Source organism: Acinetobacter sp. S-1 (assembly GCF_059579785.1).
On sequence record NZ_CM184207.1, the window covers coordinates 2,708,116 to 2,727,269 of the forward strand.

21 protein-coding genes are annotated in these 19,154 nt (G+C 39.8%); 7 read left to right on the forward strand and 14 right to left on the reverse strand.

What is annotated here, in order from left to right; all coding sequences use genetic code 11:
- Nucleotides 1–39 precede the first annotated feature (39 nt).
- Nucleotides 40–1,443 carry an NADP-specific glutamate dehydrogenase gene (gene gdhA, locus AC52J8_RS12900; protein WP_496538794.1) on the reverse strand — a complete coding sequence of 468 codons (1,404 nt, stop codon included), beginning with the start codon at nt 1,441–1,443 and terminating at the stop codon, nt 40–42.
- Nucleotides 1,444–1,715: 272 nt separating this feature from the next.
- On the opposite strand from gdhA, the gene AC52J8_RS12905 reads away from it, so the two are divergent.
- Both AC52J8_RS12905 and nth read left to right on the forward strand, forming a co-directional pair.
- Nucleotides 1,716–2,507 carry an RnfABCDGE type electron transport complex subunit B gene (locus AC52J8_RS12905; protein WP_032037251.1) on the forward strand — a complete coding sequence of 264 codons (792 nt, stop codon included), beginning with the start codon at nt 1,716–1,718 and terminating at the stop codon, nt 2,505–2,507.
- Nucleotides 2,508–3,197: an endonuclease III gene (gene nth, locus AC52J8_RS12910; RefSeq protein ID WP_002117539.1), complete on the forward strand. Its 690-nt coding sequence runs from the start codon at nt 2,508–2,510 to the stop codon at nt 3,195–3,197. It begins immediately after the preceding gene.
- Between the two features lie 37 nt (nt 3,198–3,234).
- Here the strand turns inward: nth and AC52J8_RS12915 are convergent, their stop codons facing one another.
- The 4 genes from AC52J8_RS12915 to AC52J8_RS12930 form a co-directional block, all read right to left on the reverse strand.
- A complete protein-coding gene (locus tag AC52J8_RS12915) occupies nt 3,235–3,372 on the reverse strand; it encodes a hypothetical protein (RefSeq protein ID WP_349913188.1) in 138 nt (45 codons plus the stop codon).
- 71 nt (nt 3,373–3,443) lie between these two features.
- On the reverse strand, nt 3,444–4,097 hold the full coding sequence (adk, locus tag AC52J8_RS12920; RefSeq protein ID WP_002117671.1) for an adenylate kinase: 654 nt from the start codon (nt 4,095–4,097) through the stop codon (nt 3,444–3,446).
- A gap of 86 nt (nt 4,098–4,183) precedes the next feature.
- Nucleotides 4,184–5,497, reverse strand: coding sequence for a DUF445 domain-containing protein (locus AC52J8_RS12925; protein ID WP_005070566.1), 1,314 nt, complete (start codon nt 5,495–5,497; stop codon nt 4,184–4,186).
- 61 nt (nt 5,498–5,558) lie between these two features.
- Complete coding sequence (locus tag AC52J8_RS12930) at nt 5,559–6,077, reverse strand: hypothetical protein (protein ID WP_002117557.1); 519 nt, start codon at nt 6,075–6,077, stop codon at nt 5,559–5,561.
- A gap of 235 nt (nt 6,078–6,312) precedes the next feature.
- On the opposite strand from AC52J8_RS12930, the gene mrdA reads away from it, so the two are divergent.
- Both mrdA and rsmD read left to right on the forward strand, forming a co-directional pair.
- The gene (mrdA, locus tag AC52J8_RS12935) at nt 6,313–8,331 is read left to right on the forward strand and encodes a penicillin-binding protein 2 (protein WP_005802923.1); all 2,019 of its coding nucleotides are present in this window, start codon (nt 6,313–6,315) and stop codon (nt 8,329–8,331) included.
- The gene (rsmD, locus tag AC52J8_RS12940; RefSeq protein ID WP_017387153.1) at nt 8,331–8,882 is read left to right on the forward strand and encodes a 16S rRNA (guanine(966)-N(2))-methyltransferase RsmD; all 552 of its coding nucleotides are present in this window, start codon (nt 8,331–8,333) and stop codon (nt 8,880–8,882) included. Before mrdA ends, rsmD begins: the two co-directional genes overlap by 1 nt.
- A 42-nt stretch (nt 8,883–8,924) precedes the next feature.
- Here the strand turns inward: rsmD and AC52J8_RS12945 are convergent, their stop codons facing one another.
- The 8 genes from AC52J8_RS12945 to AC52J8_RS12980 all read right to left on the reverse strand — a co-directional run bounded on the left by AC52J8_RS12945 (nt 8,925) and on the right by AC52J8_RS12980 (nt 14,684).
- The gene (locus tag AC52J8_RS12945) at nt 8,925–9,494 is read right to left on the reverse strand and encodes a HupE/UreJ family protein (RefSeq protein WP_496538795.1); all 570 of its coding nucleotides are present in this window, start codon (nt 9,492–9,494) and stop codon (nt 8,925–8,927) included.
- Nucleotides 9,495–9,503: 9 nt separating this feature from the next.
- The gene (gene ureG / locus AC52J8_RS12950) at nt 9,504–10,118 is read right to left on the reverse strand and encodes an urease accessory protein UreG (protein WP_002117800.1); all 615 of its coding nucleotides are present in this window, start codon (nt 10,116–10,118) and stop codon (nt 9,504–9,506) included.
- A gap of 23 nt (nt 10,119–10,141) precedes the next feature.
- Nucleotides 10,142–10,807, reverse strand: coding sequence for an urease accessory protein UreF (locus AC52J8_RS12955; protein ID WP_086400158.1), 666 nt, complete (start codon nt 10,805–10,807; stop codon nt 10,142–10,144).
- A complete protein-coding gene (gene ureE / locus AC52J8_RS12960; RefSeq protein ID WP_017387150.1) occupies nt 10,794–11,276 on the reverse strand; it encodes an urease accessory protein UreE in 483 nt (160 codons plus the stop codon). Before ureE ends, AC52J8_RS12955 begins: the two co-directional genes overlap by 14 nt.
- A gap of 70 nt (nt 11,277–11,346) precedes the next feature.
- Nucleotides 11,347–13,047: an urease subunit alpha gene (ureC, locus tag AC52J8_RS12965; RefSeq protein ID WP_005075501.1), complete on the reverse strand. Its 1,701-nt coding sequence runs from the start codon at nt 13,045–13,047 to the stop codon at nt 11,347–11,349.
- A 37-nt stretch (nt 13,048–13,084) separates the two neighbouring features.
- Nucleotides 13,085–13,393, reverse strand: a complete 309-nt coding sequence (locus tag AC52J8_RS12970) for an urease subunit beta (RefSeq protein WP_086394401.1) — start codon at nt 13,391–13,393, stop codon at nt 13,085–13,087.
- An 11-nt stretch (nt 13,394–13,404) separates the two neighbouring features.
- Nucleotides 13,405–13,707, reverse strand: a complete 303-nt coding sequence (ureA, locus tag AC52J8_RS12975) for an urease subunit gamma (RefSeq protein ID WP_002117495.1) — start codon at nt 13,705–13,707, stop codon at nt 13,405–13,407.
- 101 nt (nt 13,708–13,808) lie between these two features.
- Nucleotides 13,809–14,684 carry an urease accessory protein UreD gene (locus AC52J8_RS12980; protein WP_197738936.1) on the reverse strand — a complete coding sequence of 292 codons (876 nt, stop codon included), beginning with the start codon at nt 14,682–14,684 and terminating at the stop codon, nt 13,809–13,811.
- 201 nt (nt 14,685–14,885) lie between these two features.
- On the opposite strand from AC52J8_RS12980, the gene AC52J8_RS12985 reads away from it, so the two are divergent.
- Both AC52J8_RS12985 and AC52J8_RS12990 read left to right on the forward strand, forming a co-directional pair.
- A complete protein-coding gene (locus tag AC52J8_RS12985; RefSeq protein ID WP_496538796.1) occupies nt 14,886–15,209 on the forward strand; it encodes a hypothetical protein in 324 nt (107 codons plus the stop codon).
- Nucleotides 15,210–15,396: 187 nt separating this feature from the next.
- The gene (locus AC52J8_RS12990; RefSeq protein ID WP_044100614.1) at nt 15,397–15,867 is read left to right on the forward strand and encodes a copper resistance protein NlpE; all 471 of its coding nucleotides are present in this window, start codon (nt 15,397–15,399) and stop codon (nt 15,865–15,867) included.
- 55 nt (nt 15,868–15,922) lie between these two features.
- On the opposite strand, the gene AC52J8_RS12995 is transcribed toward AC52J8_RS12990, so the two are convergent.
- Entirely contained in the window at nt 15,923–17,527 is a 1,605-nt protein-coding gene (locus AC52J8_RS12995) for an isocitrate lyase (protein WP_002117581.1), read from the reverse strand.
- Between the two features lie 587 nt (nt 17,528–18,114).
- Between AC52J8_RS12995 and AC52J8_RS13000 the strand changes: the two genes are divergently transcribed.
- Nucleotides 18,115–19,104, forward strand: coding sequence for a LysR family transcriptional regulator (locus AC52J8_RS13000; RefSeq protein ID WP_004703082.1), 990 nt, complete (start codon nt 18,115–18,117; stop codon nt 19,102–19,104).
- Nucleotides 19,105–19,154: the final 50 nt, after the last annotated feature.

Here is a 19,154-nt window from a genome sequence, read left to right on the forward strand (position 1 = left end):
AAAATCCGATGCTTATGCATCGGATTTTTTATTTATATTTTAGAAAATACCTTGAGCAAGCATTGCATCAGCAACTTTTACAAAACCTGCAATATTGGCACCGTCTACATAGTTCACAGTACCGTCTTCTTTAGTACCGTATCTAACACAATTGGCATGAATGTCTTTCATGATTGCATGTAAGCGCTCATCGACCTCAGCATGGGTCCAGCCTAAACGAATTGCATTTTGAGACATTTCTAAACCAGAAGTTGCCACACCACCCGCATTAGAGGCTTTACCTGGCGCATACAAAATTTTAGCTTCGATAAAGTTTTCAACTGCTTCAAGTGTAGATGGCATATTAGCGCCTTCAGCTACACAAATGACACCATTTGCAATAAGCGTTTTAGCGTCTTCACCTGTTAATTCATTTTGTGTAGCACATGGCAAAGCAATATCAACAGGAATATGCCAAGGCGTTTTTCCTTCAAAATATTCAAAACCATGTTTAGAAGCAAACTCGGAAATACGACCACGTTTAACGTTTTTCAGTTCCATTACTTCAGCAAGTAACTCATCTGTAAAACCATTTTTTAAATAAACTGTGCCGTTTGAGTCCGACAAGGTAACAACTTTTGCTCCTAAGAACATTGCTTTTTCCGCCGCATATTGTGCGACGTTACCAGAGCCTGAAACAGAAACAGTTTTACCAGCAAAAGATTGTCCACGGGCTTTTAGCATTTCTTCTGCAAAATAAACGGTACCATAACCAGTTGCTTCAGGACGCATTAAGCTACCACCAAATGAAATTCCCTTACCGGTAAAGACACAAGCGGTGTCATTACTCAGCTTTTTCATCATACCTGCCATATAACCAACTTCACGCGCACCCACGCCAATATCACCCGCAGGAATATCCGTATTTGCTCCTAAATGACGGTAAAGCTCAATCATTAATGCCTGACAGAAGCGCATAATTTCAGCATCAGATTTACCTTTAGGATCAAAATCTGAACCACCTTTCCCACCACCCATTGGTAAAGTGGTAAGTGAGTTTTTAAAAGTCTGCTCAAAACCTAAAAATTTTAAAATTGATAGATTGACCGATGGATGGAAACGCATTCCACCTTTGAATGGACCAATTGCTGAATTGTATTGAACGCGGAAAGCACGGTTAACTTGAGTCTGGCCTTGATCATCCATCCATGAAACACGGAATTGAATCACACGCTCAGGTTCAACCAAACGTTCTAGCAACCCCTGCTCTGCATATTCCGGATTTTTTTCAATAAATGGCCACAAACTCGTCATGACTTCTTCGACAGCTTGCAAGAACTCAGGTTGATGCGGATCACGCGCTTGCACGTAATTCAGGAATTCATTCAGGTTGTTGTATTTCAATGCACGGTCCTCAGCATAGTAATGAATTAAATTGGTGCAATACATTTTTAAATGCATCATTTAGCAGCAAAATATTAAATCCCTTTCCATCAATTTTAACAATACTTATTTTAAATTATTTTATTTATCTTAATTATCAAAAACTTATTTTTAGGAAAACTACTTAAAAATAAGAAATAGTCATTTATCTTTTCATTTTTATTGATCTATTATTGTGCAATATTAGCTACATTTTAGGTCAATTAAAAACCCGATAAATTCGTTAAAATCCATTGACCTTACTTAGGTTTTTCTTCATTATCGCATCGTTTTAACCAAGCTATTTGCCCACTATGAATTCATCTATTTCTCTCATACGCGAGATTGATGCGTTATTACCACAGACTCAGTGTGGTTTATGTGGACATCGTGATGGATGTCTACCCTACGCAAAGTCGATTGCTGAAGGTGAAGAAGCAAATAAATGTGTTCCAGGTGGTCAGCCTGTAGCCGATGCACTCGCAAATCTATTAAATCGTCCTGTGTTAACCGCTGAAACTAGCGTATGGCCTGTACAGGCCGATGGGCGCCCTCAGCGAATGAAAGCGATTATTCGAGAAGATGAATGTATTGGTTGCACCAAATGTATTAGTGCTTGCCCTGTAGATGCTATTATTGGAAGTGGTAAGCTCATGCATACCATCTTGACTGACTTATGTACAGGTTGTGAGTTATGTATTCCACCTTGTCCGGTAGATTGCATTGATTTAGTCGAAGACACGCAAGCATTACCAAATGAGCAACAGCGTATCGCTGAACAAAATGATTTAAGACAACGTTATTACGCTCACATTCAGCGCGAAGAAAAACGTCGTACTCACCGTAAAGGGCCTGTAGTACGTGCTGAAATTGATACCCAACTGTTTGCCCAATTCTCTCAGGCACTTGATGAAGTACCTTCAATCGAGCTCATCGAGAAACCCAAAGAAGTTGTGTCAACTGATGCAAAAACTACAATTGAGTTAGCGAAAATTCGTACGCAAATTAAGAAACTGGAAAAACAACTCAGTGTACGTGAAGATGCTAAAAAACGTCTTCAACTTGAAGAACTTCAACAGCAACTCATGCAATTACAGGAGGTCTGAATGGCCGTCAAGAATATGACGAAAAAGCAGATTCAAATTTTCTTTGAACGCCTTCGCGAACAACGACCTTCACCTCAAACCGAGTTAAAATATTCATCTCCATTTGAGCTACTTATTGCAGTTATGTTGTCAGCTCAAGCGACCGACGTAAGTGTTAATAAAGCAACTGATAAACTCTACCCTGTGGCGAATACAGCTGAAAAAATCTATAACTTAGGCGTAGATGGGTTAAAGGAATATATCAAGACAATTGGTCTCTATAACGCAAAAGCCGAAAATGTCATTAAGACCTGTAAGATTTTAATGGAACAATTTAACGGCGAAGTTCCAAGCAACAGAAAAGATTTAGAAGCTTTACCAGGTGTCGGGCGTAAAACAGCTAACGTGGTTTTAAATACGGCTTTCGGACAACCCACCATGGCTGTCGATACTCATATTTTCCGAGTGGGTAATCGAACTGGCTTAGCAGTAGGTAAAAATGTTCTTGAGGTTGAGCACCGCTTAATTAAGGTCATTCCTAAAGAATTTATTTTAGATTCACACCACTGGCTCATATTACACGGTCGTTATTGTTGTATCGCCCGTAAACCTAAATGTGCAGAATGTGTTGTTGCAGATGTCTGTAACTGGCCTGATCGCTTTGAATTTGGCGCACAAAAGCAAATTGCCATTAAAAATATTGAAGCTTAAAAATATGGTTGGGTATAGGGATCATACCCAATCAAACTTACTTTAGACGCTTTTTTTCATTACGCTCTTCTTTTGCTTGTCTTTGAACCTGTCTTAGCATTTTGTAGCTTTGAAAAGCCAAAAATATTACTAGTGCCAGACTCAGCAATACCACCAAAATCAATATGATTTTCATATTGTTCTCCTGCACTTAATGAAAGAAAAGAGCCCTCACAAAGAGGGCTCATTATCACAAACAATATTAAATTATTTGTCTAAGATGTTGAACAAATCTTTTTGTACATCTTCAATTGTACGCAAGCCATCAAGCTTGTCATAAGTTGGAGCATTTTCACCAGAAGCAGCACGACCTTGGTAGAAACCAACCAATTGCTCTGTTTCAGTGTGATAAGACGCTAAACGCTTACGGATTGTTTCTTCTTGGTCATCTGGACGTTGAACAAGATCTTCACCAGTTTCATCATCTTTACCTTCCACTTTAGGTGGATTGTATACAGTGTGATAAACACGGCCAGAAGCTGGATGCTGACGACGACCAGAAAGACGTTTTACGATTTCTTCATCAGGAACATCAATTTCAATCACGTGATCGATGCTGATCCCTTCTTTTTCCAAAGCTTCAGCTTGTGGAATAGTACGTGGGAAACCATCGAAAATGCAGCCATTTGCACAGTCAGGTTGAGCAATACGTTCTTTTACTAAACCGATAATAAGTTCATCTGAAACCAAACCACCAGATTCCATTACACTTTTAGCTTTTAGACCTAATTCAGTACCTTCACGAATCGCAGCACGGAGCATATCACCGGTTGAAATTTGTGGGACATTGTAGCGCTTACAGATCAACTGAGCCTGAGTCCCTTTGCCTGCTCCAGGTGGTCCGAGTAAAATAATGCGCATAAAAAACATCCTCATTTAAAACAATGAATATGAAGTCCGGCAGAAAAAGTCTCGTTAATCTTCAATAGATCCTGCCTGACATCGAATTATAAGAAAGCCACAAACAAATGTATTGTACCAGCAATAAATCCGGTTACCCCACCTAGTACAATAAGAATCCACTCATCCTCCTGAAATGCAGGACGTAATAAATTCTGAAATTCTTTTGGTGTTAGTTCACGAATACGCTCTTTAAACATTTGAAAAATCTTCTGTGCCCGGCTTGCGTTCAGTGCTGGGTCACATACGGGTCCCATCGTAATTTCAATTGAACGATCAATCAAGTCCGTCTTTAATCTTGCGTACTCTCTTGGCCCTAAAGAAAGCTGTAAAGAGGTGCGAACTAACGGGGTTTCCATGATTTCGTTAATATGACGCTTAACAATGCGGCGCGTTTTATCTTTACGCGGCCCGTACATCATTTCGGTCATAATCGATTTTAACGTGATCAAATCTTCTGTGACTACGCTCGAAAACACATCAGAGACTTCCTCTTGACGCTTCATAAAAGCGCCTTGGACATTATAGGTCCCAATTCGAAGAACTGGTACAATCCATGGAAACTTACGATCTTTTGTTAATCTAAAAATCTGTGGATAACGAATATAATGCGGCTCAATTGGGTTAAATACCATCCAGATTGCGATCCAGTTAGTTAAAAAGCCCCAAATTGCAGCCCAAAATGGTACTGTCCAGTGCCATGGTACTACAAACCAAACCACCATTTGGAAAATACCAAAGAACATCCCAATCAGTGCACTAATATGCCAAATAAAGTTAATTTCTTTTTGACCCACCTTTAAGAACATACGTACCATTAAACGGCGATCACCTTCCATCTGGCTCACGACCATTTCACGCATGTTAACCAGTGACTCTACATTCATGGTCAGCTCAGTCACTAATTCTTTTAGCACACCCGGCAATTGCTTATGTGCTTGAGCATAAATACGGCGTTTAATTGAATAAGGTAGATTTTCCCAAAGCACAGCATTACGATCGATCATTACTTCATCAATAAGATGTTCAAGTTCAAAACCGACTTGTTCACCAATAATACGGGCCATATCTTCAGGATCCATTGCTTCTAAAAATTCACGCAATGAGCCTAATTTAGATAAAGTGTTATCGGTAATAATTCCAGAGATACGTCCTGCTTTACGTGGCACGATACCTTGCCAACCTACTGGCAATGGTCCTAAATGGAATCCCCAAAATTTAATTGGGTAAAATACCATTTTTAAAGCCATCCACACATGTGCCCATGTGACAAAAGCCGTTACGGGAATAATACTCAAAACGGCCCAAAAATCAGGTCTGTGTAAAAAGGTCTGCCACAATCCACTGACGTACTCTAACATGTAAGACTCTCGTATTTATTTGTGCTCTGCTTATGGCGAGTTAACGATAAACTGCTTTGTTTTATAAACCAAAACTTAGAGAATAAGAAAATTGAATTTGTGGTTTAGTATCTGCAGCAACATTTCCGTTCTGGTCAGTTAATTTTTCAGCCGCACCGATACCCACACTAAAAGTGCTAATTCTTTCTGAATTTAACCACACATAGGCCAAATCAACACCCGCACCTAAACGGGATTTAAAATCACCATCAACCTCTTTACTATCAAGATGACCAGCATAGAAACCGATATAGTAACCATTTTTGTCTGTGCCAGTAAGATAATAAGGGTATCGGAAGCCAACTTGACCACCAGCGGTTTTGTCACCATTCAAAAATGCACCGGCTTTCGCATAAGCAATCCCATACGGGTTTACCCATTCACCGTTAAGATGTAATAATTTTTGAGTAACGCCTGCACCCACATTCCAGGTAGATGCATTATGTCCTGCTAATTTTGCTTCCGGAAGAAACGAGTAGTCTTGAGCATGGGCCCAACTACTTACTGTCAAAACTGCAAGTAAGGGATAAATTTTTCTCATTATTTTCTCCATTTTCCCTAATCGTATGGTGAGAACAACCCTATTCTATTGAATGAGAGACTTTAACAGAATTATTTTGCTTCTTATATACAAGTATCTACAATTTTGTTGTCTGCAAAGTCAAAAAGTATCTTATTAAAATGCAATGAAACTTTGAAAATTATGCAATATTTTAAGTGCTCTTGCGTTAGAATAAGCAGCTATTTTTCTACCCTATGTCATTAAGTCGATCCTTATGAAACAGCACTTTCCTTTAAAAGATATCCAGCAAGAAAAGCGCATTTATCGAGGTCGTATCTTTTTTGCCGTAGGGATCGTGACCATCTGCTTATTAGTCTTAATTAGCCGATACGCTTATCTACAAATTTTTCACTACGACGAATTCTCGACTGCATCTGACAAAAACCGAATTCGCTTGCAGCCGCTTCCGCCTGCTCGTGGCTATATCTATGACAGAAACGGTGTATTACTAGCAGATAACTATCCTGTTTTTACAGCAACTTTAAGTAAAACAGATGTAGAAGATGTTGATAGTGTCATTGAGCAATTACAACCTATTTTAGATTTAACACAAGAAGATATTGACCGTTTTAAAAGCCGTATAAAAACTGCCCGTAAAACTGAACGCGTCGCGATTAAACTTAATCTAACTGAAGCCAATATTGCTAAATTTAGTGAAGCCAAATATAAGTTTCCAGGTGTAAGAATCGAGACACAAATGACTCGCTATTATCCACACGGTGAGTTATTTGCTCATGTGATTGGCTATGTCGGGCGTATCAACGATAAAGAATTAAAAAGTATTGATAAAGACTTATATGCTGGGACCAACCTAATTGGAAAAATTGGTGTTGAGAAAAGCTATGAAGACCTACTACATGGGACACCCGGTTACGAATCTGTTGAAGCAGATGCACATAGTAATGTATTGCGTCATTTAGGTCGTAAAGACCCTACTCGTGGTAATGATCTCTATTTATCTTTAGATTACGGTTTACAAGTTGTCGCATCTCAACAGCTTGCAGGTCGTCGTGGGGCTATTGTCGCCATTGATCCTCGTACAGGTGAAATTCTAGCTTTAGTGTCTAGCCCAAGTTTTAACCCTAATTTGTTTGTGACAGGCATTAGTCATACTGACTACAGTTCACTACGTGACAATTTAGACCAACCTCTTTATAACCGTGCTGTGCAGGGTGTATATCCCCCTGGTTCTACCATTAAACCAATGGAAGCAATGGGTGGCCTACACTACGGTATTGTAGACTGGTCAACGGCAATTTCTGACCCTGGTTATTTCCATCTACCAGGTGATTCACATAAGTTCCGTGACTGGAAAAAATCTGGTCATGGCATCGTGAACATGCATAAAGCCATCATTATGTCATGTGATACCTATTTTTATATTCTTGCCCATCAAATGGGTATTGATCAAATGAACCAATGGATGCGCCAATTTGGATTTGGTCAAAAAACAGGTGTCGATTTACCAAGTGAAAGTGAAGGCCTTTATCCAAGTCCTGAATGGAAAATGCGTACGCGTAAAGCGAAATGGATGAAGGGTGAAACTATTTCTGTCAGTATTGGTCAAGGCGCGTTTACAGCCACTCCATTACAGCTTGCGATGGCAACAGCAATTACGGCAAATCATGGTTCTCATGTAACGCCTCATGTTTTACGCGCAACGCATGGTGCAAAACCATTTACAGTACGTAATGCACCTGATGGCAAAATCAAATTCAACGGCACTGATGAAGACTGGATTCAAATGCGTGATGCCATGATTGATGTAATTCAATCAGGTACTGGCCGCGGTATTCGTACTCCCCTCTACCAAATTGCAGGGAAAACAGGTACAGCACAGGTTAAGAGTATTGCACAGGGTAAACGCTATAACGAAGCAGCCTTGAGTGAACGTCAACTTGACCATGGTTTATTCGTTGGATTTGCCCCTGCTGAAAAACCTGAAATTGCGATTGCAGTCATTTGGGAAAATGGTCGTCATGGTGGTTCAGCTGCTCAACTTGCAAGACCTGTCTTTGATTACTGGCTATTAACTCGTAAGAAAAACCCGATTCGTCCAGCAAATCACCAAGTCAATGGCGGGTTAATGACAGCAGGTATTAAACCGGGTGAACTTCCAAGCGGCGGTGAAAGTTCTGGTCCAGCATCGGCTACAGCTACCACCAACAAACCAGCAGCATCAACACCGCAAGCTGCTCCTGCTCGTCCTGCTACCAATGAGGCCGATGAATAATGAAAAATCAATTACGTATAATTGGCGGCGAATGGAAAAGACGAGTACTGCCTTTCGCTAGCATTGATGGCTTACGCCCAACCCCAGATAGAGTACGCGAAACTCTATTTAACTGGCTCATGTGGGATATTCAAAATGCTCAAGTTCTCGACATCTGTACAGGCTCTGGTGCATTAGGTTTTGAGGCTCTGTCACGTGGTGCTGCATCTGTTTATATGATTGAGCCTGACAAAGCTCAGGCACGATTTTTAAAAGATAATATTGAACTATTAAAAGCCCAAAACTGTCATCTAATTAATACAACGGCTCAACAAGCCCTACCCCGCTTAAAAGAACAGTTCGATGTGGTTTTTTTAGATCCACCTTATAGTCTTGATTTATGGCAAGAACTCTCGAACTTGGCCGAGCCTCATATTAAAAAAAATGGATATATTTATGTTGAAGCTGACCGAGATTTATCCCAGCTTCATCTTCCAGCAACATGGCAACAAGTTAAAACCACTAAAGCGGGTACAGTTCACGCGGGGCTTTACCAGAAAGTAAACGAATAAAAAAGGTAACTTAAAGCTACCTTTTCCTTTGCAAAGTTTTAGTTAGCTTAAGCCAATCACTGCAACAACTGCTGCACAGGCGCCAACAATTTTTTTGCCATATGGCACATATCGGGTAAGCACAGCACCCAACACCAATCCCCCCAAATAGATGAGCGCCATACTAGCAACCATACCAGTTACTAATGCAACAATATGCCCCGCATGTGCTAACTCAACACCATGAGCCATACCATGGAAGCTTGCAAGTAATGCCGCGGCAATTGGTAAAACTTTATTGGATTTTGTCCATAGGGCAATTGCTGTAATAACTAAAGAAGCAACAATGCCGTATTCAGCCATATTAACTGGTACCAAACCTTGAGCACCTACTAAAAAGCCTATAATTAAGGTAATACTTAAGACAATAACTCCAGCAATTTTCCACTGTTTAGCAGCTGACCACAACAAGACACCAAAACCTAAAGCCATCACTAAATGGTCTAACCCAGTAAAGGGATGAATAAAGCCCGCCATAAAACCAGAATGTGCATGGTCATGTCCCGGATGAGCCATTGCAAGTGCTGGCAATAATGAAAGGAGCACTACACTCCATTTTTTCATGAAGTCCATAATCTCTCCTTAAGCTTTAAACAGCCCTTGTTTCTCAATAAACTGAATAATTTCTTCAAGACCATCTTGTGTTTTCATGTTTGAAAATAAGAATGGCTTTTCTCCGCGCATGCGTTTCGCATCTTGGTCCATGACATCAAGGTTTGCACCTACCATTGGCGCAAGGTCAGTTTTATTAATAATGAGTAAATCTGACTTGGTAATACCCGGCCCACCTTTACGAGGAATTTTTTCACCACCAGCCACATCAATGACATATAAAGTTAAATCAGAGAGTTCAGGACTAAATGTTGCAGCTAAATTATCACCACCGCTTTCAATGATAATGAGTTCTAAGCCTTCAAATTTTTCACACAAATCATCAATTGCAGCCAAGTTAATTGAAGCATCTTCACGAATTGCGGTATGAGGGCAACCACCAGTTTCTACCCCCACAATACGATCTGGTGACATCGCCTCATTACGGGTTAAGAAGTTTGAATCTTCTTTGGTGTAAATATCATTTGTCACCACAGCCATATTGTATTTATTACGCAAGGCTAAACATAAATTAAGTGTAAGTGCTGTTTTACCCGAACCCACTGGTCCGCCAATTCCAACTCGTAATGGACTACGCTCTGTCATGATTTTTATCCTTTTTCCTAAACTTAAGATCTGAATAACCGTGAATATTGTGTTTCGTGTTTCATGCTTAGCATGGCATAACGAGGTAAAGCGCTGCTCAATTGCTCATCATTAAGCTTCAAAGCTTTCTCTACCGCTTGTGGTACTAAACCATGCAAGTGCCATAAAATTCTTTGCCCAGCCATTTGTCCCAAAGGAACAGTTTTTACTGCGGCTAAAACCTGATTTTCTAAAACAGTAAAGGTGTAAGCCGTAAGTACATCCATGTCGTTGAGTTCGAGTCGACCACAAAGCTGTGCATAGACCGGCACGAAACCAAACTGCTTTTTAACCTCAACTGTTCTTTTTAAAACATCTTTAATCCACGCATTTAAAGAAAATGCCAGCTGTTGAGATTCTGCCAAGAGTTCTTTACTTTCTCTGCTGGCCTTATACAAATTTGCCCAAACCAGAAATTGTTCTGAGTCATCATGATGCTGCATAAGACGCTTTAATACGGGTAACTCGAACCTCACCAACAACATCTCAAGTACTTCTTCAAAGTAAGCAATTGCCGAGATTTCGTCATGTATTAGGCCAATATCAATCGCCGTTTCCACACCTTGTGAATAACAATACGCCCCAACTGGCAATGCCGTAGAAGACAGTGTCAGTAATTGCAGTAATTGCGCGGCACTATGAATGGACATGATGTAAAGCTTTGATTGGGCTTAAACGATGGTCATGACTATGCTGCGCATAAGCACCACTTTCAGGTTCAAACGGATGATCGGTTTCTGTCACCGTAAGTCCTAACCCTTCCACCATTTCTGCAAGAACATGATCAGGCTCAAAATACAAAGCTGTAGGGGTCAACATTAATGGTACATGTCTATTACCTAAGTGATAGGCAGCTTTAAGCAAATCAAAATCGGTTTGAGCAGTGACTTGCATTAATCGCTCAGGTTTGGCATCAACACGTAATACATCGCCCTCTTGCGTTGCAATATATGAGCCACTACGCAAAATACCGGTACGCGGTAAATCAGCACCAATATCGATGCCACTCGCTAAAGCCGCTCGAAAGCGGGATTTTTGACGGGTATCAAAAGTCAGTTCAACCGTTTCAAATGCCTGATCAGGAGAAATATCTTCAAGTCGTTGCGTGTAAATTTTCATTTAGCTTTTCTCTCCTTATTTCTTTCATTCATATCTAAAGTAATGAGGCAAATCATCTCTATAAAACTTATCAAAATAAGAAATAACGCTGTGCCATCGGTAATACGTCTGCAGGTTCACACGTTAATAATTCACCATCAGCCCGCACCTCATAAGTTTCAGGATGAACATGCATGACTGGACAATATGTGTTGTGCTTCATATCGGCTTTGGTAATTGAACGAGTGTTTTTACATGGACTAATTAACTTTTTAAGATTTAGCTTCTCAGCAACTTTTTCATCGATTGCTGCTTGAGATAAAAAGGTAATACAGGTGTTATGTACACCACGCGGATAAGCCCCAAACATTGGGCGATAATGCACGGGTTGAGGTGTCGGAATTGAAGCATTAATGTCACCCATCGGTGCCGCTGCAATCATGCCACCTTTAATAATCATAGAAGGTTTCACACCAAAAAATGCAGGCTTCCATAACACTAAATCAGCAAGTTTTCCAACTTCAACCGAACCGATTTCATGACTTAAACCATGGGTAATGGCTGGGTTAATTGTATATTTGGCAATGTAGCGTTTAACGCGATTGTTATCATGAAACTCATTATCACCCTCTAAAGGACCACGTTGAATTTTCATTTTATGAGCAGTTTGCCAAGTACGTATAATTACTTCACCCACACGACCCATCGCCTGAGAGTCAGAGGACATCATGGCAATTGCACCTAAGTCTTGCAAAATATCTTCAGCGGCAATAGTTTCACGGCGAATACGGCTTTCTGCAAAAGCAATATCTTCAGCAATTGCTGGGTCTAAATGGTGGCAAACCATGAGCATGTCTAAATGCTCATCAATGGTATTAATCGTATAAGGACGTGTTGGATTAGTTGAAGACGGCAAGACATTACTTTGTCCAATTGCCTTTAAAATGTCGGGTGCATGTCCACCACCAGCGCCTTCGGTATGGTATGTATGAATCGTACGATCTTTAAATGCAGCTAGAGTTTCTTCTAAAAACCCACCTTCATTTAAAGTATCTGTGTGAATCGCGACCTGCACATCAAACTCATCTGCCACACTCAAACAGTTATCAATGGCTGCCGGTGTTGAGCCCCAGTCTTCATGTAGTTTTAACCCAATTACCCCAGCTTTAATTTGCTCTCGAATTGGGTCTGGCAAACTCAAATTACCTTTGCCTAACAGTCCAATATTCATAGGTAAATCATCAATGGCTTGCAACATGGTCGCAATATGCCAAGGCCCCGGAGTCACTGTCGTTGCTGAAGTTCCAGCCGCCGGTCCTGTACCACCACCCACCATTGTTGTTGTCCCCGACATTAGCGCGGTTTCAACTTGCTGAGGGCAAATCCAGTGAATGTGAGTATCAATACCACCTGCCGTTAAAATTTGCCCTTCACCCGCAATCACTTCTGTTGCAGCACCTAAAGGAATGGTAATGTCAGGTTGAATATCAGGATTTCCAGCTTTCCCTATTTTCCAAATTCGACCATTTTTTAAGCCAACATCAGCCTTTACAATCCCCCACCAATCCACAATCAAGGCATTAGTAATGACAGTGTCGGCAACTTCATCGGCTAAAAGTTGAGATTGTCCCATTCCATCACGAATGACTTTACCACCGCCAAACTTAACTTCTTCACCATAAGTCGTTAAATCTTGCTCAACCTCAATAAAAAGCTCTGTATCAGCCAAGCGAATACGATCTCCAACCGTTGGACCAAACATTTCAGCATATGCACGACGTGACATTTTCATAACTTATTACTCATCTCTTTCATTATCGTTGTTATGTTTAATCTAATTTGCCCATGACTCGACCTGCAAAACCATATACTTCTCGCTTCCCCGCTAAAGCAACAAGCTCTACTTCTCGACTTTGTCCTGGTTCAAAACGTATTGCTGTGCCTGCAGCGATATTTAATCGAAAGCCTTTCGCTGTTTCTCGGTCAAACTGTAGTGCATCATTTGCTTCATAAAAATGAAAATGTGAACCCACCTGGATAGGCCTGTCACCAAGATTAGCCACCACAACTTTTAAAGTTTGTCGTCCAACATTCAGCTCAATGTCTGTATCTGGAGTAATGATTTGACCAGGGATCATAAACGCTCCTTTTATACGATTGGCTGATGAACAGTGACTAACTTCGAACCGTCAGGAAAAGTTGCTTCGACCTGAACCTCAGCAATCATTTCTGGCACACCATCCATCACATCTTCGCGCTTTAATAAAGTTGTTCCGTAATGCATCAAGTCACTCACCGTCATACCGTCCCGCGCTCCTTCAAGCAAAGCAGCAGAAATAAAAGCGATAGCTTCCGGATAATTTAGCTTTAAGCCGCGAGCTTTACGGCGCTCAGCGACTAGCCCTGCGGTAAAAATAAGTAATTTATCTTTTTCTGTTGGATTGAGTTCCATATCTCTTTCCTAAATAGCATCTAACTTTCTTTAAGCAAAATACGTGCTCAAAAGCAGCATACTTGTTTTAATCGTTTTTTAAATACGCAATTTAACGTAACTTAGGTTCTCCAAATTCTCGGAAATTCTTCATCTAAATCAAACCAATAACGTCTTAATCTTGCTCTTATTGCCGCAAATGCATCATGGCAATGTCGGACATCATTTCCCAAGAAACGCGCACAAACTACATCATCTAATAATGTTAAAGTTACAGGTGCTTGCATACGCATCATCAATTCGCGAATGAGTTCTAACTGCTGTTCTAAATAAAAAGCTGAGCGGTACTTTTCAGGAGCGACTGCCCAAAAATTTCCCATTACGGCTTGATTATTCATACCTAAACATGAACTCAGCCAACAGTCTTCACCTTCAAAAAACAATGTATCTGCAACTAGTAACTTTTGTTCTCGCCACAACTTAAACTGGTTGTGATAACTCCCTTGAATAAAGCGCTCCGCACGTGCCTGTCGCCCAAGTACCAACATATCCCAGCCAATAAAACTCGCAGCATGATCAAGATGAATATGAGTTTCAGAGTGTGCTAGAGTTCCGTCAAACAGCATCGTTTCTTGTGGAACCCACTCCAAAATAGACTGATCTCGCACATGAAGATGAATATGCTGAAAGGCTTGCTTTCCATTGGTTTTATACCACTTTCCCGCACCAGGAGTCGTTACAACCGCATGAGCTTGATCTTTGGTTTCAATTTGAAAAGTAAGATGATCTCCTCCTGCGATTCCTGCTGGAGGATGTACAATAATCGCATGACATACGCCTGTTTTTTCAGGCCAGAGCATTTTTTGCACCCTTACAGGGCCATGGTGCTTTCTATGACTCATTATGGTGCGCGAATTTTCAAAACAAAATCCGAGCTCTAATCGCGCATACCAAAATGGTGCTAAAGAGTTTTTTGAAAACGTTTGTACCTGATTCATTCTGGTTCATATGTTCAAAATAAGTGCTTAAAGTTATAAGCAAAATACGCACCAAATATAAAAATAAGCAAAATGATAAAATTAGATACAATTTTTTGATTTTAATGAGTTAAAAAACAATCAATGTCTAACATAAAACCACAGTAACTCATGGAATTATTTATACAATAGCGCCCACCGTTGCTTCCATACTTGCTCTCCATGAAACTTTTTTTCGTGTTAACGCCACTTGTCTTTTTAACTGGGTGTATTTTTGGCCAATCTAGTGAGGTCAAACGTGCAGAAAAAATTCTCCATAATTTTGAATGTAAAAATGTTGAGACAAGTCAGATTGCAACAAGCTCAATCAATTCTTACTACCAGCAGTCTTTAGCGGTAAGCAAAGAAAAGGTGACTTCATATGTAGAGAGCTATAAAAATGGTGAAGAGTTATTTGACATGCCGCTAGATGAAGTTTTAAAGCAACAATATCAACTTTATAAATCAGCTTGTGATTCTTTAGGTGGGGTTTCTTCTCAACCTTAATATATAAAGGTATTCGCTAATTTTTTAGTGGATACCTTTTTTTTAATTTTATATCTTTCTTTTTGATTAATTTTTACTCACTTTACCTTTTGTTAAAATTAAATTACATACTTAAACTTTTATTAGGCTCTTATATTTCATAGCCTGTTTACTTGTTTTTTATTTATTTTCCGAGGTTTAGAGCATCATGAAAAAAACATTATTATCAGTAGCACTCTTAAGTATCCTTCTTGCCGCTTGTAGCAAAAATGAAAATAAAGCCGACACGACAACTCAAGCATCTGCTCCAGCGCAAACTACTGAAGCGAATAATAATGCTGTAGATAGCGCACACACAGCTGAAAACTCACTCGATTGGGACGGCACATATAAAGGCACTCTCCCATGCGCAGACTGTGAAGGTATTAAAACTGAATTAGAACTTAAAGATGATAAAACCTACGAGCTAACCGAAACTTATCTTGGTAAAGGTGACACCAACCCATTTGAAACCCATGGTACCTTTACTTTCGACAAAGATAATACTTCAGTTATTACGTTAGATGATAAAGGCCAAAACCGTAAATTCTTTATTGGTGAAAATACTGCAACTGCTTTAGATATGGAAGGTAAAAAAGTTGAAGGCTCTTTAGCTGAACACTATGTTTTGAAAAAATAATTTTTAATAATTAAAAAACCCGCTCATTTGAGCGGGTTTTTTTATGAATCAATTCTTAGTGAGCTGCGAATTGGTTCATTGTGTTTTTAGCATCGTCATGTGCTTTAAGAGCGTTATCACCAGAGAAGATTTCTTTGTGATCATCACCGATGTCAGAACCCGCCATTGCTTGGTGTTTAACACAAGCGATACCGCCGCGGATTTCTTTACGTTGTACGCCAGCAACATAAGCCAACATACCTTCAGAACCGAAGTAACCTTGTGCAAGCTCATGAGTAGAAAGAGCAGCAGTGTGGTAAGTCGGAAGTGTAATCAAGTGATGGAACACACCCGCTTCACGAGAAGCATCTGCTTGGAAAGTACGGATCTTGTCATCAGCATCAGCAGCTAATTCAGTGTTGTCATATTCAGCACTCATTAATTTAGCGCGGTCATATGCAGAAACGTCTTTACCTTCAGCAACCCAACGATCGTAAGCTTGTTGACGGAAGTTTAAAGTCCAGTTGAATGATGGGCTGTTGTTATAAACAAGCTTAGCATTTGGAACAACTTCTTTAACACGGTTAACCATGTGTGCGATTTCTTCTACGTTTGGAGTCGCAGTTTCGATCCAAAGAAGGTCAGCACCATTTTGTAAGCTAGACACACAGTCAAGAACAACACGGTCAATTTGCGTGTCAGCACGGAACTGATATAAGCCAGAAGGTAAACGCTTAGGACGGTGTAATTTACCATCACGCTTGATTAAGATTTCATCTTCTTGAGCATCAGCAATGTCAATTTCTTGAGTATCTAAGTAGCTGATGTATTGAGAAGCGATGTCACCTGGCTCTTTAACCACTGGGATTTTTTGAGTCAAGTCAGCGCCTTCAGAGTCAGTACGCGCAACAATGATACCTTCTTCAAGACCCATTTCTAAGAATGCATAACGTAATGCATGGATCTTAGCGATGAAGTCTTCGTGTGGAACAGTTACTTTACCAGCTTGGTGACCACATTGTTTAGCATCAGATACTTGGTTTTCGATTTGAAGCGCACAAGCACCAGCTTCGATCATTTTCTTAGCAAGTAAGTAAGTTGCTTCTTCGTTACCGAAACCAGCATCGATGTCCGCAATAATTGGCACAACGTGAGTTTCAAAGTTGTCGATTTGAGCTGTGATTTCAGCTGCTTTAGCAGTATCACCAGCTTCTTGTGCTTTTTTAAGCGCACGGAATAAATCGTTTAATTCTTTTGCGTCAGCTTGACGTAAGAAAGTATAGATTTCTTCGATCAATGCAGGAACAGAAGTTTTTTCGTGCATAGATTGGTCAGGAAGTGGACCAAATTCAGAACGAAGAGCAGCAACCATCCAACCAGAAAGGTAGATATAACGTTTGCTTGTAGTACCGAAATATTTTTTGTTCGCAATCATTTTTTGTTGTGCGATGAAACCATGCCAGCAACCTAATGATTGAGTATATTTGCTTGAGTCAGCATCGTATTCAGCCATATCACGACGCATAATCGCAGCTGTATACTTAGCAATATCTAAACCAGTTTTGAAACGGTTTTGAAGTTGCATACGAGCAGCATCTTCTGGGCTAATGTCTGCCCAAGTATTGCCGAATTTTGCTTTTAATTGACGTACTGCATCAATCGCTGTTTGATATGTAGTCATGATATTGTCCTGTATTCATTTTAGGATTTCATCGATTGAAGCCTAGAGTCACGTTACTTAAATTTCTTATGACACCAGCTGCTTCCTCATGAACACAGCTTAGACTTAGCCAATCAATTAATCCAATATCCTTTGTTAATCTTCAGTATTTATTTAAAAAATATACCAATAAATCGATATTATAGATAAAACCAAAAACTTTAACACTTTGTTTATAAAAATAAAATTATCCTAAAGGAGTATAGAGTTTTATTTTAAAAACTCACTAAGTCTTATTTTTATACAATTTTTGGAGATTTTCCACTCATTTTTAAATCTAAAAGTCAATTGTAAATTAGGCTATTTTTGCCAATGCAAAAAGTCAATTGATATGCTAGAAATTGAGAAGTTATTCATAAATATATTCTATTTAGATTTCTTTCATTCAAAACTGAGCAAAGACAGTAAAATCGTGCCTTTGAAACGCCTTTCCACCCTACTTAATTCCTACAAAAAATGTCGCTTTTCTCATCATTTTTTCACACAATGATCATTAAATATGGCATAATTTGAAACAATTTCAGGGTTTTATTTTCGGTATTTTTTTTATGAATCTGGAGCGAGTAGATCTTAATCTATTAATATATCTTGATGTACTTCTTCGTGAAAAAAATGTTACGCGCGCAGCCGAACAGCTTGGGGTAACTCAGCCTGCAATGAGTAATATTTTACGTCGCTTACGTAATTTATTTAATGATCCGCTTCTTATCCGTTCTTCCGAAGGGATGACCCCAACAGAACGTGCACTTGAATTACAACCTCGTATTCGTGATGCCCTTTCTGATCTTTCCATGATTTTGGAACCCCGTACCGAATTCCGCCCTTATACAAGTAATCGCGTTTTCCGCATTATGACATCTGACTATGCCGAGGCAACTTTAGTCCCTCGTCTTGTCAAAGCTCTACGCTCTGAAGCTCCAAATGTTGTACTCGACTTTCTTACACCAAGTGATGTGTCTTATAGAGACATGGAACAAGGTAAAGTTGATCTTGCGATTAATAGATTTAATGAAATACCGCAAAGTTTCCACCAAGTGTTAGTTTGGCGTGATAGTTTCAGCTGTATTCTTAATGACAAACACCCTGCTGTAACCCATTTGAATCTCAAAAGTTATCTAGATGCACAGCATATCTGGGTTTCTAAAACAGGTATGGGTGTAGGCTTTGGTGTAAATCCAGATAAACAAGGTGGTTTAGGCTGGATCGATCAGGCATTAGAACGTATTGGTCAACGTCGTAAAATTTCTGTATTTACCCGCCACTACCAAATGCCAGCATTACTTGCTCAAAATGTTGACTTGATTGCCACCCTTCCAACTCGAATGGCACGCCTACAAACTCAAAACCCAAAACTGGTTATAAAGGATCCTCCTTTTTATATTCCAGAATTTGAACTTAAAATGGCTTGGTGCCCGTTATTACATCATCATCCAGCTCATCGCTGGTTGCGCCAACTTATTTTATTTGTTGCTCGTCAAATGATTGAAGAAGAAAATCGTGAATTTCTAACCAACAATTCGCAATTTTCTCACTATTAAGTAAATTTTGATTCAATTGTCGATTTTAGACATTATCTTCAAGCGCTGAG

What these genes read in the sequence shown, in the direction of transcription:
- gdhA (WP_496538794.1), bottom strand. Translation starts at nt 1,443, where the DNA reads ATGATGCATTTAAAAATGTATTGCACCAATTTAATTCATTACTATGCT.
- AC52J8_RS12905 (WP_032037251.1), top strand. Translation starts at nt 1,716, where the DNA reads ATGAATTCATCTATTTCTCTCATACGCGAGATTGATGCGTTATTACCA.
- nth (WP_002117539.1), top strand. Translation starts at nt 2,508, where the DNA reads ATGGCCGTCAAGAATATGACGAAAAAGCAGATTCAAATTTTCTTTGAA.
- AC52J8_RS12915 (WP_349913188.1), bottom strand. Translation starts at nt 3,372, where the DNA reads ATGAAAATCATATTGATTTTGGTGGTATTGCTGAGTCTGGCACTAGTA.
- adk (WP_002117671.1), bottom strand. Translation starts at nt 4,097, where the DNA reads ATGCGCATTATTTTACTCGGACCACCTGGAGCAGGCAAAGGGACTCAG.
- AC52J8_RS12925 (WP_005070566.1), bottom strand. Translation starts at nt 5,497, where the DNA reads ATGTTAGAGTACGTCAGTGGATTGTGGCAGACCTTTTTACACAGACCT.
- AC52J8_RS12930 (WP_002117557.1), bottom strand. Translation starts at nt 6,077, where the DNA reads ATGAGAAAAATTTATCCCTTACTTGCAGTTTTGACAGTAAGTAGTTGG.
- mrdA (WP_005802923.1), top strand. Translation starts at nt 6,313, where the DNA reads ATGAAACAGCACTTTCCTTTAAAAGATATCCAGCAAGAAAAGCGCATT.
- rsmD (WP_017387153.1), top strand. Translation starts at nt 8,331, where the DNA reads ATGAAAAATCAATTACGTATAATTGGCGGCGAATGGAAAAGACGAGTA.
- AC52J8_RS12945 (WP_496538795.1), bottom strand. Translation starts at nt 9,494, where the DNA reads ATGGACTTCATGAAAAAATGGAGTGTAGTGCTCCTTTCATTATTGCCA.
- ureG (WP_002117800.1), bottom strand. Translation starts at nt 10,118, where the DNA reads ATGACAGAGCGTAGTCCATTACGAGTTGGAATTGGCGGACCAGTGGGT.
- AC52J8_RS12955 (WP_086400158.1), bottom strand. Translation starts at nt 10,807, where the DNA reads ATGTCCATTCATAGTGCCGCGCAATTACTGCAATTACTGACACTGTCT.
- ureE (WP_017387150.1), bottom strand. Translation starts at nt 11,276, where the DNA reads ATGAAAATTTACACGCAACGACTTGAAGATATTTCTCCTGATCAGGCA.
- ureC (WP_005075501.1), bottom strand. Translation starts at nt 13,047, where the DNA reads ATGAAAATGTCACGTCGTGCATATGCTGAAATGTTTGGTCCAACGGTT.
- AC52J8_RS12970 (WP_086394401.1), bottom strand. Translation starts at nt 13,393, where the DNA reads ATGATCCCTGGTCAAATCATTACTCCAGATACAGACATTGAGCTGAAT.
- ureA (WP_002117495.1), bottom strand. Translation starts at nt 13,707, where the DNA reads ATGGAACTCAATCCAACAGAAAAAGATAAATTACTTATTTTTACCGCA.
- AC52J8_RS12980 (WP_197738936.1), bottom strand. Translation starts at nt 14,684, where the DNA reads ATGAATCAGGTACAAACGTTTTCAAAAAACTCTTTAGCACCATTTTGG.
- AC52J8_RS12985 (WP_496538796.1), top strand. Translation starts at nt 14,886, where the DNA reads ATGAAACTTTTTTTCGTGTTAACGCCACTTGTCTTTTTAACTGGGTGT.
- AC52J8_RS12990 (WP_044100614.1), top strand. Translation starts at nt 15,397, where the DNA reads ATGAAAAAAACATTATTATCAGTAGCACTCTTAAGTATCCTTCTTGCC.
- AC52J8_RS12995 (WP_002117581.1), bottom strand. Translation starts at nt 17,527, where the DNA reads ATGACTACATATCAAACAGCGATTGATGCAGTACGTCAATTAAAAGCA.
- AC52J8_RS13000 (WP_004703082.1), top strand. Translation starts at nt 18,115, where the DNA reads ATGAATCTGGAGCGAGTAGATCTTAATCTATTAATATATCTTGATGTA.